The organism is Winogradskyella thalassocola (assembly GCF_900099995.1).
In the GTDB taxonomy this organism is placed as follows: Bacteria; Bacteroidota; Bacteroidia; order Flavobacteriales; family Flavobacteriaceae; genus Winogradskyella; species Winogradskyella thalassocola.
The window spans coordinates 1-15,751 of the sequence record NZ_FNCZ01000015.1; the positions used below are offsets into that span (position 1 = coordinate 1).

14 protein-coding genes are annotated in these 15,751 nt (G+C 32.6%); 7 read left to right on the forward strand and 7 right to left on the reverse strand.

The genetic code is table 11. The annotated features are described in order from the left end of the window. The coding region (locus tag BLT80_RS19420; protein WP_139181113.1) for a BspA family leucine-rich repeat surface protein at nucleotides 1-1,409 on the reverse strand (1,409 nt) is incomplete at its 3' end. Between the two features lie 597 nt (nucleotides 1,410-2,006). Beyond that, the gene (locus BLT80_RS19425) at nucleotides 2,007-3,191 is read right to left on the reverse strand and encodes a hypothetical protein (RefSeq protein WP_245710308.1); all 1,185 of its coding nucleotides are present in this window, start codon (nucleotides 3,189-3,191) and stop codon (nucleotides 2,007-2,009) included. 225 nt (nucleotides 3,192-3,416) lie between these two features. Between BLT80_RS19425 and BLT80_RS19430 the strand changes: the two genes are divergently transcribed. The 5 genes from BLT80_RS19430 (at nucleotide 3,417) to BLT80_RS19450 (ending at nucleotide 8,165) form a co-directional block, all read left to right on the forward strand. Next, on the forward strand, nucleotides 3,417-5,102 hold the full coding sequence (locus tag BLT80_RS19430) for an RluA family pseudouridine synthase (protein ID WP_092471143.1): 1,686 nt from the start codon (nucleotides 3,417-3,419) through the stop codon (nucleotides 5,100-5,102). Between the two features lie 166 nt (nucleotides 5,103-5,268). Further along, nucleotides 5,269-5,808, forward strand: a complete 540-nt coding sequence (pyrR, locus tag BLT80_RS19435; protein WP_092471145.1) for a bifunctional pyr operon transcriptional regulator/uracil phosphoribosyltransferase PyrR — start codon at nucleotides 5,269-5,271, stop codon at nucleotides 5,806-5,808. Nucleotides 5,809-5,911: 103 nt separating this feature from the next. Continuing rightward, nucleotides 5,912-6,841, forward strand: coding sequence for an aspartate carbamoyltransferase catalytic subunit (locus BLT80_RS19440; RefSeq protein ID WP_092471147.1), 930 nt, complete (start codon nucleotides 5,912-5,914; stop codon nucleotides 6,839-6,841). 3 nt (nucleotides 6,842-6,844) lie between these two features. Further along, the gene (locus BLT80_RS19445) at nucleotides 6,845-7,177 is read left to right on the forward strand and encodes a ribonuclease Z (protein ID WP_092471149.1); all 333 of its coding nucleotides are present in this window, start codon (nucleotides 6,845-6,847) and stop codon (nucleotides 7,175-7,177) included. Nucleotides 7,178-7,256: 79 nt separating this feature from the next. Next, a complete protein-coding gene (locus BLT80_RS19450; RefSeq protein ID WP_092471151.1) occupies nucleotides 7,257-8,165 on the forward strand; it encodes a ribonuclease Z in 909 nt (302 codons plus the stop codon). Here the strand turns inward: BLT80_RS19450 and BLT80_RS19455 are convergent. Beyond that, entirely contained in the window at nucleotides 8,152-8,583 is a 432-nt protein-coding gene (locus BLT80_RS19455; protein ID WP_092471153.1) for a hypothetical protein, read from the reverse strand. The genes BLT80_RS19450 and BLT80_RS19455 overlap by 14 nt on opposite strands. Before the next feature lie 82 nt (nucleotides 8,584-8,665). On the opposite strand from BLT80_RS19455, the gene pdxH reads away from it, so the two are divergent. Together pdxH and BLT80_RS19465 are read left to right on the forward strand one after the other, a co-directional pair. After that, nucleotides 8,666-9,313 carry a pyridoxamine 5'-phosphate oxidase gene (gene pdxH / locus BLT80_RS19460; protein ID WP_092471155.1) on the forward strand — a complete coding sequence of 216 codons (648 nt, stop codon included), beginning with the start codon at nucleotides 8,666-8,668 and terminating at the stop codon, nucleotides 9,311-9,313. Nucleotides 9,314-9,592: 279 nt separating this feature from the next. Continuing rightward, nucleotides 9,593-10,090 (forward strand): CAP domain-containing protein, encoded by a 498-nt coding sequence (locus tag BLT80_RS19465; protein ID WP_092471157.1) that lies wholly within the window; start codon nucleotides 9,593-9,595, stop codon nucleotides 10,088-10,090. A 49-nt stretch (nucleotides 10,091-10,139) separates the two neighbouring features. On the opposite strand, the gene BLT80_RS19470 is transcribed toward BLT80_RS19465, so the two are convergent. The 4 genes from BLT80_RS19470 to BLT80_RS19485 form a co-directional block, all read right to left on the reverse strand. Then, nucleotides 10,140-11,042, reverse strand: coding sequence for a carboxypeptidase-like regulatory domain-containing protein (locus BLT80_RS19470; RefSeq protein ID WP_139181114.1), 903 nt, complete (start codon nucleotides 11,040-11,042; stop codon nucleotides 10,140-10,142). Nucleotides 11,043-11,185: 143 nt separating this feature from the next. Continuing rightward, the gene (locus tag BLT80_RS19475) at nucleotides 11,186-13,099 is read right to left on the reverse strand and encodes an OmpA family protein (protein WP_092471161.1); all 1,914 of its coding nucleotides are present in this window, start codon (nucleotides 13,097-13,099) and stop codon (nucleotides 11,186-11,188) included. Between the two features lie 12 nt (nucleotides 13,100-13,111). Continuing rightward, nucleotides 13,112-14,047 carry a PorP/SprF family type IX secretion system membrane protein gene (locus tag BLT80_RS19480; protein WP_092471163.1) on the reverse strand — a complete coding sequence of 312 codons (936 nt, stop codon included), beginning with the start codon at nucleotides 14,045-14,047 and terminating at the stop codon, nucleotides 13,112-13,114. A gap of 14 nt (nucleotides 14,048-14,061) precedes the next feature. After that, a partial coding sequence (locus BLT80_RS19485) for a T9SS type B sorting domain-containing protein (protein WP_139181115.1) occupies nucleotides 14,062-15,751 on the reverse strand: 1,690 nt, incomplete at its 5' end.

Genomic DNA, 15,751 nt, shown 5'->3' on the forward strand with positions numbered 1-15,751 from the left:
TTAGCAGTTTGACTCACAAAAGCAACTGTAGGTGTTCCACAGTTATCCGCTTCATCTGTCACTACTGTAATGTCAGTAGCAGGTACATCACCTAAGCATTGTACGTTAATATCAGCAGGATTAGATGCTGTAGGATCTGTATTATCAAGGATGTTAATATCTTGAGAAACGTTAATAGAATTTCCACTCGCATCCGTTACGGAATATGTTCTAGTAATGGTTCCGTTGTTAATAGCAGGGTTAGCAGTTTGACTCACAAAAGCAACTGTAGGTGTTCCACAGTTATCGGCTTCATCTGTCACTACAGTAATATCTGCAGCAGGTACATCACCTAAGCATTGTACGTTAATATCTGCAGGATTAGACGCAGTAGGGTTAATATTGTCAACAACCTCAACAGTAGCTGTACAAGTATCAGTATTGCCATTACCATCATCAACAGTTAGGGTAACAGAATTACTTCCTAAGTTTGCACAGGTAAAAGCGGTCTTGGATAAACTTAAACCGAGTGTACCTGCACAATTAAGTATTGATCCATTATCTACATCATTAGGATCTAAGGTAGCATTTCCACTTGCATTTAGGTACAACGTAAAAGGCGTAACAATACATGCAGCTGTTGGTGGAATTGTACCTCCATCAGTAATGATCCAACTATCACTAGCCATGATATTAGCTCTTGCATTTGTAGCGGCAACAGAGCAATATTGACTATTACCACCATGAAAACTAACTCCGTTTTGCAAAGTTTGACTGTTCCAACCGATTAGAATATTCTCATAATTAGTAGTTGAGAGAGTAACATTCCTAAGCATGTTATTCATATTAGTAACGGCAGAAACATCCCAGCTACTCAAATCTCCATCAAAAAAAGTTGCATTATCAAACATGTTAGACATGTTAGTAATATTAGAAACATTCCAGCCACTTATATCTCCTAATAAATATGTTGCATTTTGAAACATCTGAATTAAGTTTGTTACAAATGTAAGATTTGGTGCATCGGGAGCAGATATTTTTAAATTCTCGCAACCAGCGAAAGCTCGAGTCATAGTACTCCATGCAATAGTTCCCCATTGATTAACTTCAAGAAGTTTTTGTCTATCACCAGAATTATTAAAATAAATTCTGGGAAAAGTTCCTCTAATTGCAACAGTACGAGTGCCAATTATACCATAGTCATGAGTAATGTCTCCAGTTACACCGAAATCGTCCCAAGTTCCGTCATTTTCCCAGTCTACATCATAATTATAACCTGAGGCAGCAGTCGGTATCGTTATAGAAGTCGCGTTCGAAGTACCAGGATTATCCGTTTTCCAAGTTGTAATAAACTCGTTTTGCGCAGTTAAGCTTGCGGAAAGGGTTAAAGCAATTAAAAATTGGATTAACAAGGTGTAACTTTGTTTCATAAGAGCAATAGGTTATTGTTAATAACTTAAATTATAATGTCCTAAGACTTTTTTATTCAATTGGTTGAATTAATAAAATAAATTAATATTATTCATTAATGAGGGAGGGCCAAATATATAAAGTAAAAAATTAAAATCAAACTAAAAAATCGATAAAAAGTTAAAAAACATCGATTAAGTGTAATTTGTTTTAATGTTATGATTACAGCAAAATAGGTGGTTTTCTTATTTTACTAGGCGTACGCTTACACTTTAAGTCTATTATAAATTAGGGATATGATACTTATTTATAGATACAATAATGAATATTTTGAACTTAATACTATACAAAATTACAATTTTTTAATTATTCTAGAGGTTTTAACAGCCTAAATGACAGGTAAAAACGTTTAAAAACAGTAGGTATAAAATCTAATCTTATTTTTTCCAATTGTACAGTATTATTTTGGGTTGTTTTTTTTATAGACGTTATCTGTTTTTTCTTTATCAAAACTCGATTTCATTAATCTTTAAGTACATTGTTTTTAATTAAAAATAGATATAAGAAAAAACTCCTACTTGCGGTAGGAGTTCTTTACTCTTAAAATTATAAAGATTTTAACCTCTTCTAACACTATAAGAACTAATAATATTTTTAAGTTGTAGCTTTAAATCTTCACCCGTGTCAAATACCATTTGCTCATCAGATGGAAACTGAATTTGTCTTTGGTTAATCAAGCTTCTATCGTTTTTATTTAAAGCCCTTTTATCTCCTTTATAGGTTCCAAATACATTTTCGAAAATAAAACCACTATCTATGGTAAACGTATCAATGGTTTGATTCTGTTTTAAATCGGTATAAACAACATTTGCTATAACTTGAGCTGATTTGGTCTGTATAACTTCTAAAAATCGTGCCTTTACTTTTACGATTTTATCGATCTTTATATCGTTACCAAGACTATCCTTTTTTACATTTCCGGCTCTGTCTAATTGGTATTCCCAACCGTCCACTATGTCTTGTTCTCTTAATTCTTGACGTTCATTAATACGTTCTGGAGATACATTTATTTGCTTCAATTGTAACTGCATTGCAAAATCATAATCTATCGATTTATCGGTACTAGCATGGTATGTCGTCCAAAATTGATTTAATCCATAGGTATTGAAATCTAATAGTTCAGCTTCTAATTGTTGCGGAATAATTTGTTGCGTCTGGTTTTGTATGGAGACATGTATATAATCCATTCCTTTTTGATGTGCTTCTGTAATTAAGCTTCTGTTTTCTTCAAAATTTGGATTTATACGCTCTATATAACTAAAGATATCATGTGCTTCTCTAGCATTATACTTATCGTTAGAATCTAAAAGTGCTATACCTTGATTAATTAAATAATCAGAAGTTTTATATCTATACTCTACAAGTTCTGTACTGTAATCTTTAAATTTAAAGTTTATAGTTTTTCCATTTACCTGTAAAGGCATTACGCGTTTTATTGCAGTTTGCCTAGCTTCTAAATCCGAATACATATTATAAATGGTTTTGTATTGCTCTGGATTACCATCTTTTTTCAGATGTTTTATGGTTTGTAAATCCTCATCTAAAACTTTATTATAAGCCTCCTCGAGCATCACAATATAATCTTGCTTACTTTTTTTATCTTTATTGTTTTCTAATTTTTCTAAAGCTTCAGAAATAGCCTGGTCATAATTTCCATGACTAATGGCGCTTTCAATTTGTTTTTTGGCACTACAAGATATAAGTACCGTAACAAGGACAGATAATAGTAGAAGTCTTTTCATAATCTTGTGTTTTTATTGGTTATAAATCTGTAATTCCAATTATGATGCCAAAGTAAAAAAAACTTTTGTCACTTCGAGTGATTTTTATCTCTAAAGCTTTTAGATAAAAAGAAACATCCAGAAGTTTTTCAAATCAAATGAATCTCAATATAATTCCAAAAATTTTAGAAATCCTTCTAATTGAAATCAAAGATTTTCGTTTCTTTACAAATCAATAAAAGCCACATGTTTCATACGGAAAACGGATGTTTTCATCCCATAGAATTTAATCCTTCGGAAACGCTTCCGGAACAATTTACCTTTCCGTTTTATTACACTCCGCATCCACTTTGTATTGCTGCTGCAGATGAGGTTAAAACGTATCTAAATACGCAAACAGATTTTAAACATAATTTTGGTTTAGAAGACACCGAGAAAGGTTTAGAAATCGGGAAGATGTTTGGTGTTATGATTGTTAAGACTACTGAAGGTCAAATAGGTTACATCAGTGCGTTTTCAGGCAAATTAGCAGAGAGCAACCATTTAAAAGGATTTGTGCCACCAGTTTATGATACCTTAAAAAAAGACGGTTTTTACAAGCCAAATGAAATGCATTTAAATCGTCTGACTGCTGACATTGAAAGATTAGAACAAAACCCAGAATTAGAAAATGCTCAATTAAATTTAAAACATACAAAGCTTAAAACCATCCAAGAGCTCAAAGATTTTAAAAAGAAAGCAAAAGCTGAAAAACAAATCAGAAAACAACAAAGGGTAGAGGCAGAGGATAAACTTACAATCAAAGAGAAAGATGTCTTTTTTGAAACCTTGAAACATCAAAGTATTCAAAGTAATATTGATTTAAAATACTTAAAACTAAAGTTAGATTCTGAACTTGAAAAGGCAGAACATACTTTAGCGGAATTAAAGCAACCTATTGAAACTTTAAAACTAGAACGAAAAACGCTCTCGGCAAGTTTACAGAAACAAATTCATGAGCAGTATCGTTTCTTAAATGCAAGAAGAGATAGAAAAGATTTAATAGATATTTTTAAAGCTACAGATTTAGGACAACCACCAGCAGCTGCAGGTGAATGCGCAGCTCCTAAATTATTTCAATATGCTTTTGAAAATAATTTAAAACCCGTTGCTATGGCCGAATTTTGGTGGGGAATTTCACCAAACACAGAAGTGCGTCGTCATGGACAATTTTATCCATCTTGTCGTGGACGATGCGAACCTATTTTAGGACACATGATGCAAGGTTTGGATGTAGAACCTAACCCAATTGAATCTGCAGGTGTATTTAAAGGAGAACTAGATATTATCTATGAAGACGATGTGCTTTTAGTACTCAATAAACCACATGAGTTCTTATCAGTACCAGGAAAAACCATCAAAGATTCTGTTTTAACACGTATAAAAACGTATTTACCTGAAGCCACAGGTCCTTTATTATTACACCGTTTAGATATGTCTACTTCTGGTTTATTAGTCGTAGCCAAAAATGAAAGAACTCATAAACACCTTCAAAAACAGTTTATTAATCGAACCGTTAAAAAACGCTATGTAGCGGTTTTAGATGGAATTTTAGATTCAACAAAAGGAACGATAGATCTACCACTTCGCGTGGATTTAAATAATAGACCAAGACAATTAGTGTGTTATGAACACGGTAAAAAAGCAACCACAAATTATGAAGTTGTTGAGGTTAAGGATAACAAAACGAGAATCCATTTTTATCCAATCTCAGGAAGAACACATCAATTACGTGTGCATGCCGCGCATCACAAAGGTTTAAACTCTCCAATAGTAGGAGACGATTTATATGGTATGCTAGCAAACCGTTTACACCTTCATGCTGAAACATTAAGTTTTGAGCATCCAAAAAAACGAGAGTGGGTTAGTTTTAATTGTGAAGCTCCATTTTAGTTATGCTCAAATGTTTTCATTTTAAACATTATATTCATTTAAGGCTAAAACATAAACTCAATACTGCCTCTATTTATTTCTTTTCTGGAATTGTCTTTGAGAGAAAAGCTATTGCAAACCACAAATTTTATCCTAACTTTGTAAACCAACAACGTTTGGAAACTATATGAGTCACAAAGTACTACTTAACTCAAAGGAAGTCAATATTATTCTTCACAGATTGGCGTGTCAACTCATTGAAAATCACGATGACTTTTCTGAAACTGTTTTAATTGGAATTCAGCCAAGAGGAAAATTTTTAGCCGATCGATTAGCGCATATTCTAACCGACGATTATAAGATAAAGAACATTCAACTTGGTCATTTAGATATCACTTTTTTTAGAGATGACTTTAGAAGAGGAGACAAACCATTAGAAGCCAACACCACTATTATAGATTTTATTGTTGAAGACAAAAACGTAGTTTTTATAGACGATGTTTTATATACAGGTCGAAGTATCAGATCTGCACTTACAGCAATTCAATCCTTTGGAAGACCAAAAGACATCGAGTTATTAACCTTAATTGATAGACGTTTTAGTAGACATTTGCCTATTCAGCCTAATTATAGAGGACGACAAGTAGATGCCATCGATAACCAAAAGGTAATAGTAAAGTGGGTTGAGAATGAAGGCGAAGATGCCGTTTATTTGGTGGATAAGTAAGAAGATGAAATTGAACTCGAATTTGAAATTGAGTCTGAAAAATAAAAAAGGAATAGCTAAAGACAAATAGCTAATAGCCAAAAGCTAATTAAAGTAAAACAAAATGAGCGAATTAAGTGTCAATCACTTATTAGGAATTAAATATCTGACCAAACAAGATATCGACCTTATTTTTGAAACTGCAGATCAGTTTAAAGAGGTTATTAATAGACCCATTAAAAAAGTACCATCACTTAGAGATATCACTATTGCCAATCTGTTTTTCGAAAATTCTACACGTACCAAACTATCGTTCGAATTAGCAGAAAAACGATTATCTGCCGATGTTATTAATTTTTCAGCATCACAGTCGTCCGTTAAAAAAGGGGAAACACTTATAGATACGGTTAATAATATTTTATCTATGAAAGTAGATATGGTAGTGATGCGCCATCCTAATCCAGGAGCAGGTGTATTTCTTTCAAAACATGTTAATGCAAGTATTATTAATGCGGGTGATGGCGCACATGAACATCCAACACAAGCCTTATTGGATTCGTATTCAATTAGAGAGAAATTAGGAAGCGTTAAAGGAAAAAATGTGGTTATTGTAGGTGATATTTTACATAGTCGTGTAGCACTTTCAAACATTTATGCCTTACAATTACAAGGAGCCAATGTGATGGTATGCGGCCCTAAAACGTTATTACCTAAATACATTAAGGATTTAGGTGTGAAGGTAGAAACCAATCTAAAAAAAGCCTTAGAATGGTGCGATGTTGCTAATATGCTCAGAGTACAGAATGAGCGTATGGATATTAGTTATTTTCCTTCAACTAGAGAATATACACAACAATTTGGTGTTAATAAAGAACTATTAGATAGCTTAGATAAAGAGATTGTAATTATGCATCCTGGACCTATAAATAGAGGAGTAGAAATTACAAGTGATGTTGCCGATTCTAAACAAGCCATTATCTTAAATCAAGTAGAAAATGGAGTCGCCGTTAGGATGGCAGTCATTTATTTATTAGCTTCTAAAATAAAACAATAACTTATGATTATAGATAGAGATGGTAACACTACCATTATTACTCAAGAAAAGATTTCAATTATTGATTTAGTTAAAAAAATTGAAGCAGATTACGTTACCTATAAAAAGACTCACCTTGTTATTAATCTTACGAGTTTAAATAAAATTTCGTTACAAGATATTATTGAGTTTTTACGAATTAGTAATACGCACCGTAATGATAAGAAATCATTTGTATTGGTGTCAGAAAAAGTAGATTTAAACGAAATGCCAGATGAAATAGTGGTCGTGCCAACGATGCAAGAAGCATTCGATATTATTGAAATGGAAGATATTGAACGCGATTTAGACTTCTAAAAAAAAACGTTAGTTGTTGAGAGGTTTGTCGATTAACCATATCGATTTTACAATTTAGCAACCAACAACTTCATATTTAATGAAATTAACCATTCTCGGCTGTCATAGTGCCACTCCAAGTATTAATAGCAATCCAACTGCTCAAATTTTAGAGATTAAAAACAATATGTTTTTAATAGATTGCGGAGAAGGTACACAAGTAGAATTAAGACGGAATAAGGTTAAGTTTTCGAGGATTAAGCATGTTTTTATTTCCCACCTTCATGGTGACCATTATTTTGGTTTGATTGGTTTGGTGAATACCTTTAGTCTTTTAACTCGAGAAACAGAACTTCATATTTATGCTCCAAAAGGCCTAAAGGAGGTGATTTTACTTCAAATGAAATTATCTGCGAGTTGGACGAAATATCCGCTTATTTTTCATGAATTAAATTCAAAGGAATCAGAGTTAATTTACGAAGATGATAAAGTTGAAGTTTTTACAATTCCATTAAAACATCGTATTTACACCAACGGATTTCTCTTTAAAGAGAAGGAAAATGAACGAAAGCTAGACATAAATTTAGTGACTGAAGCTAATATTGACAAGGCCTATTTCAGAAAATTAAAGCAGGGGTTTGATGTTGAAAATGAAGACGGTGTTTTAATCAGCAATAAAAAAGTAACTAAAGATCCGATACCATCAAAAAGTTATGCGTTTTGTAGTGATACGGTTTACAATGAAGATATAATTCCTATTATAAAAGACTGTACAGTTTTATATCACGAATCGACTTTTTTAGATAAAAATGAAGCCCTTTGTATTCCAACAAAACACAGTACAGCAAAACAAGCTGCTACTATAGCTAAGAAAGCCAATGTAGAAACTTTAATACTTGGGCATTATTCAACACGTTATAACGGATACGAGGAATTTAAATCTGAAGCAAAAACCGTTTTTGATAATGTGCTACTATCTAAAGATGGTAAGACTTTTAATTTTGACTAGTCTTATTTTCGAATTCTTTTAAATTCATCATCCATTCTATAGCTTGTTCTAAACTGTTACAGCGTTTTAGACTTTTACTAAAAAATTGTTTCTCTAAAGACGCATTGAGATAACTAAAGTCGGAGTAAGTTACAATTGCAGAAGCCACAAAAGAATCATAATCATTATTAAAATCTACCCAAAGTTGCGGGTCAAAAGAATACGAATTATAACGATTGGCAATATAACCAGTTTTAGTACCTTTAATAATGTGATCGCTAAATCTAGAAATTAATTCACTGGCAATATGATGATCTACATGAATACCTTCATTAAGCTCTGATAATAAAAAATATTCTGTTACGTATATGGTACCAAATGAAAACTCTTCTTTTTTATAAGTTAATAGCTTAGAATATTTACTGTCTTCAAACTTCATTTATGTATTTTAATCCTTAAATTTATAGTGAAAATTGCTATAGAAAAAATTATACAAGCAGAAAATCTAAAATTAATACGTAATGAATGCAGACATAGGTAATTATAGAAAATCGTATGAAAAAGGAGAATTATTATTAAATAACGTTCCTGAAAACCCTTTAGAGTTATTCCGAAATTGGTTTGTAGAAGTGGATACGCATTTTGATGTCGATGAAACTAATGCAATGACAATTTCTACTATTGGCTTAGATGGTTACCCAAAGAGTAGAGTAGTGCTGCTTAAAAAATACACACACGAAGGTTTTATTTTCTATACCAATTACGATAGTGAAAAAGGAAAAGCAATATTAGAAAATCCAAATGTGTGTTTATCGTTTTTTTGGCATTCGGCAGAGCGACAAATTATAATAAAAGGTAAAGCTGAAAAAATTTCAGAAAATCTAAGTGACGGTTATTTTGAATCGCGACCAAGAGGAAGTCAGTTAGGAGCTATTGTTTCTAACCAAAGTGAAGTGGTTGCCAATAGAGAAGAATTAGAAACGAAACTAAAAGAATTAGAAACTAAATTTGAAGGCAAAGAAGTAGAACGCCCTAAAAACTGGGGCGGTTTTATGATTAGACCTGTAGAATTAGAATTTTGGCAGGGCAGACCTAATAGACTTCACGATAGAATCCGATATCAACTTCAAGAGGATTACAATTGGAAAATTGAACGTTTGGCGCCTTAGATTTTTTAGTAATAGTATCATAGTTGTTTTTATATTGGGCTTTTAATTAGTTTACTTCATGAAATAATAGACTTGATATAGTTGACGAATTGATTTATCGATGAAATACAGATATTTCATGCTTAAAAACATAAAATTTGATTTTAGAAATGCGTTTCATCGATGATTTGCATTAATTTTCGATGAATGACACGTCGTTTATCGATTTTAACATTTTATTAACAGTTTAGCTTAGCTGTACGGTTAATTTAGCAGTCCCAAACCTAAATAACCTACATTATGAAAGCAGCTAAACTCTTGCCTATCTTGGCTATTGTTGCCCTTTTAAGTTTTACGTCTTGTGCTAAAGATACTTCAGAAGATGAAGCCCTAAATTCAATTGAAGTTCCTGTTGCACCTATAGCAAAATCGATAGAAATAGAAATTATGGAGCTTATTAATGCTTATAGGATTACTGAAGGTTTAGATCCGTTACAAAATCATGCAACTGTTAAAGCTGTAGCATTCACACATACAGATTATATGATTGAAGCTAATAATGTTTCTCACGATAATTTTTTCCTAAGAAAACAAAGCTTACAAGCCAATGCAGATGCTAATTTGGTAACAGAAAATGTAGCTTATGGTTTTAGTTCAGCGGAATCAGTTGTAAATGCGTGGATAGCGAGTCCTAGTCATAGAGAAAATATTGAGGGTGACTTTACTGATTTTGATGTCTCAGCAGAACAGAATAGTGCTGGCAAGTGGTATTTTACTAATATCTTTATTAAACGATAATCTACGGTTTAATTTCCTTTAAGTAACATGCAATAATAGGTGATTACGTTTATTCTTTTTCGTAAACCACTTTAATCCTAATAAAAGGAACCGCATATAACTTCTTTTTCGTTACCGATTTTCGAGCGTGTTTTGTCCAATCATTAGATCTAAAACGCGAGTATTTAAGCGTTTCTTTTGTATGTGTATGCAGAATGCTTGGAGTTGTGATATACATTAAGCCTTTTTGCTCAACATGGTCTGGTTTTATGGTTTCAATACCAACAAAAATTCCTTTTTCAGTAAACGGAATAGCTTTATCTTCTAAATTAATTTTATAATTCTTCGTCTCTTTTTCTGGCTTTATAATGATACTTTCAAAATATAAAAGTTCTCCAGGAAATCCTAAATCATTTATATTATAAAACGCGATTCTGTAAAACGTTTGATATGTTTTATAAATTTCACTACTTGAGTCTCTAAATTTTAAATATAGTTCAACTAGCTTTCCTTTTTTCTGTTTTTGATTTTTTATTAGGGTTGCAGTCTCGTAACCAAAAGGAACAGATGTAGGAAATACTTGTTTTCTGTTTCCTGTAGATAACGTTATCTTATGATTACTATATATTTTTGTTTTACTTAAGATAAGAACTTCAACTAAGGACTCTATTTTAGGTAATAATTGAAAGTTTAACTTGTGTTCAATAGTATCGAGAAAGTGCCTTAAAGCAATTCTTTGATGGTGATAACCTATCAAAGACACCACTAACGTGTCGTTTATTGAAGCTTTAGATAAATTAAAGCTATAAGTACCGTCTTCATTGCTATATGTGCCACTATTTTTACCCTTTATGACTAAATTAGCATAAGCGAGTTTTTCTTTGGTAATACTATCAGAAACAGAGCCTTTTAATGTTTGAGAATACATTGTAAGGGTAAATAAGAGTAAAGTTAAAAGCGTTAAGTATTTCAATTTTGTATTTTAAAATTTCACTAACAAAGTTACTTTCTTTAACTGCTTTTGACTCATTAACAGGAGTAAATTTTAAATAGTGATCAACAAAAAAAAGCAAGCTCATTAGAGCCTGCTTTTCAATTTTGTATTTATAGATTAAATTAACGATTAACAATAAAGAAGTACGATCGTCTGTTTAATTGATGCTCTTCTTCTGAACATTTTACACCATTAGAACAGCCATTTAAAAGTTTTGTTTCACCAAAGCCTTCTGCACTTTTTATTCTGTTAGCATCGACTCCTCTTGATATAATATAATCTCTAGTCGATTTTGCACGTCTATCCGATAACTTCATGTTATATTTATCACGACCTCTACTATCTGTATGGGATTCAATTTTAATCATCATCTCAGGATGTTTACGCAATACATCTACAATATTTTCTAATTCATATTCGGCATCTGTTCTTATATCCGATTTATCAAAATCAAAGAATATTGGGTTAATCACAATTTGATTATCTCTTATTAATGGTATAAGCGTTAAATCTAATGTATTAATTTTTTCATTTTCATTAGTTGTAGTGATGGTCTCTTTAGTGTCTTTATAATCTGGTTTAGCAGCTAAGACAGTATAAGGTTTGTCACACTCTATATCAAAGACATATACGCCATCTTCTTTAGTTACGACTTCATCAATAATTTTTCCAGTTTCATCAATAAGTTGCACCTTAACATCACTTAATATAATGTCTGTTCTATCTTCTCTAACGACTCCTGTTACTTGTTGGTTACATTCTGTAATGCTATAACTATAAATATCATCACTTCCTTTTCCTTCAGGTCTGTTAGAAGAGAAATAACCATTCTGAGTGTCAGTATCTATGAAATAAGCAAAATCGTCATAACCACTATTAAAAGGTGCTCCAATATTTACGGGTTCTGTGGTCGATTCATCTTTTAAGATATTAGATTTAAAAATGTCTAACAACCCTAAGTTTAAATAACCATCTGAAGAAAAGTAGAAGGTATTATCTTTACTTATAAAAGGAAACATTTCGCGACCTTCGGTATTAATATCATCTCCTAAGTTTTCTGGTGGACCGTAAGTTCCGTCATCGTTTATTGAAACAGAATAGATATCAGTCTGGCCAATACCTCCATCGCGATCAGACACAAAGTATAAAGTTTTGTTATCTCTACTTAATGTAGGATGACCTGTAGAGAAATAGTCGTCGTTAAAAGGTAGTGCTTCAACTTTAGACCATTGCTCACCAACTAATGTTGCTTTATAGATTTGAAGGTGCGTTGTACCATCTTTATCGTATTTTAATCTATTACGTTTGCTAGTATTATCTCGTGTAAAATACATCGTTTTACCATCGTTCGTAATCGCAATTGAAGCTTCATGATAGTTTGTATTTATATCCTCTGCATTAATTTGAATTGGTGAACCGTAAGATTGTGTACCGTCTTCACCATCTTTAACGTCAATTTGAAAGATATCCAAAAAAGGTTCTTTGTTCCAATTGTACACTTTATTATCATCACTTCTACTTGAAGCAAAATATAACGTGTTATTATGTACAAAAGAACCAAAGTCTGAATTTTCAGAGTTGAAATCTAAATTTTTTATGGTTACGACAACATCATTATTTTTAGAGGTTAATTTGTCAAATAGATCTATTTCATCAGGATTATAACCTTTTAATCTACTGTCTCCTTGCTGTGCTTCACTAAGTTTTTTAAACCATACATCAGCTTCTTCATAGTTTCCGATACTTCTAAGTGATTGAATATACTTATAGATATATTCGGCTTCAATGTTTTTATATTCAGACAATGCTTTTCCATACCAATAAACGGCTTTTTCAGAATTAGAATTATTGTAATACGCGTCACCTAATCGTGTTAAGACGTGAGCATCACCTTTACCTTTTTCAACCGCCTTTTCATACAATTCAATGGCTTTTACGTAACCATAATTCTCAAAGAATTTATCGGCTAATTTCGTTTGGGCAAATGCGAACGAACTGCTTAAAATTATAACGAGCGCTAATATTTTGATTTTCATAATAAGGGCTTTTTAGAAATATCTAGGCGATTTAATACGTTTACTTTTAAAGACTTCAAACATTAGTAATACTTCGTGAGTACCGCTAGTGTAGGGTCTGATATCAGAAAGGGGATACTCATAAGCATAACCAATTCTTAATTGTTTTGATATTTGGAAATCTGCAATACCACCAAGAGCTGCTGCATTTTGATTTACTCTATATGCTCCTCCTAACCAAAGTTTATCATGGAATAGAAAGTTTGCAGAAACATCGAAAGATAACGGAGCTCCATTAGTCGCTTTTAATAAGGCAGACGGTTTTAGTTTTGTGTTTTCACTAAGGTCAAAAACATAACCAGCAGTAACGTAATAACTAATTCGTTCTAAAGCAACATAATCTAAAGTGCCATTTTTTCCTTTGTTGTAATCGGTGTTTAATATTCTAGGAGCCGATAATCCAAAATACCAACGAGGGGAATGTAAATATACACCAGCACCAACATTAGGACTCCAACGATTAGAAACATCATTAAAGAATGGATCATTCACCACAGATGGATCATTAAGTAGTTCTTCATCTAAAGTGTAATGTGTAAATCCACCTTTTAATCCAAACGCTAATTTAGTAGTCTCACTTGTTTTGATGGTATATGAATAATCTGCGTAGAGGTATGAAAAATTTTCATAACCCAATTTATCATTGATAAAGGAAATTCCTAATCCCATGTTTTCGTTACGCAAAGGAGCATGCACAGATAATGTTTGTGTTTCTGGTCCTCCTTCTAAACCAACCCACTGACTTCTATGTAAACCAACAACACTCAGTGTTTCTCTACTACCGGCATAAGCTGGATTAATAGAAATGGTATTAAACATGTATTGCGTAAACTGAGGCAGCTGCTGGGCAAAGGCAGAGGAGACACTCAATAATAGTATCGCAATACTAAAGATTTTTGATAACTTCATCGGTTAAGTTTTAATTAATTTGTTGCTACGTAGATAGGACCTGCAATAGGTGCTAAACCACTGTTTTTTAAATTGATAATATAGTAATATGTACCAGTTGGGACTTTTCCAGAACTTCCTATTGATGAACCGTGTGCTTCACCATTCCAATCGTTTAAGTAATTATTAGATTTATAAATCTCAGCACCCCAACGGTTAAATATTTGTAGTTCTATTACAAATCCACAATCTTCAACCCCTGTGATGGTAAAGAACTCATTATATGCATCTCCATTAGCAGTTACTGATTTCGAAATCACAACATTTTCCTCACCACAAGCTAATACTACACAATCGTCATCTAAAGTAACAGTTACTATTTTTTCTGTAGGACATGGACCTTCTGTAATAGAATACATAAAAGTATAGACACCAACTTCAGCAGAAGAAGGATCAAATAGACTTCCGTCAATTGTAGCATCTCCAGAATCAACACTCCATGTTCCATTCATATCAAAGTCACCAGATAACAAATCAAATAAATCAAATTCTGAATCTAGGATACATCGATTTACATCTATCGCTTCAATGATGTTACTTCTTTCAATTGTAATATTTTGAGTGAACAGCGCTTGGTTCCCACAATCGTCTGTAACGGTCCAAGTTCTAGTGATATTATAGTCTTCTAAATCATTAGTTTGATTAGATTCTTCATTAAATGATACATCTATATTATTAGAACATGAATCTTCAAACACTAAACTTGGTACTTCAGGAATAGCGTCACAAGACACAATGATAGTATCGTTAAATGAACTAACCAATGTTGGCGCCGTATTATCCTGAACAGTAATTATCTGAGTATGTACGGCTTCATTTCCACAGCTGTCTGTTGCAGTCCATATACGCACAATTATATAATCACCCATACATGATCCGTATGTAATCTCTTCTTCGAAAGTAACTTCTGCAGTTCCACAATTATCTGTAGCAGTCATTGTTTCTGCTGTTGGTACAGCATCACATTCTGCATCAATGTCTATTGGTAATGTTTCATTAAACATTGGTGCTGTTGTATCTTGAACTGTAATCGTTTGAACGAATGTTGTGGTGTTATCACAATCATCAGTTAATGACCAAGTTCTTGTAATGATAGATGAGCTAGGGCACGTTCCATCTGCAACGCTATCTGTATAGGTAGCCTCAAGGTCAGAAGAGCAGTTGTCAGCTTCATCAGTAGCATCGCCAGTTAAAGTTAAGTCAGTAACATCAACGTCACATTCGATAGTAATATCAGCAGGTACACTAAACGTAGGTGCTGTTGTATCTTGAACGGTAATCGTTTGAACGAATGTTGTAGTATTATCACAATCATCAGTTAATGACCAAGTTCTTGTAATAATAGAAGAATTAGGACACGTTCCATCTGAAACGCTATCTGTAAAGGTAGCCTCAAGGTCAGAAGAACAGTTATCATTTTCATCAGTAATATCACCAGTAATCGTTAAGTCAGTAACATCAACATCACATTCGACAGTAATATCAGCAGGTACACTAAATGTAGGTGCAGTTGTATCTTGAACCGTAATCGTTTGAGCGAATGTTGCAGTATTATCACAATCATCAGTTAATGACCAAGTTCTTGTAATAATAGATGCGTTAGGACACGTTCCATCTGCAACGCTATCTGTAAAGGTAGCCTCAAGGTCAGAAGAACAGTTATCA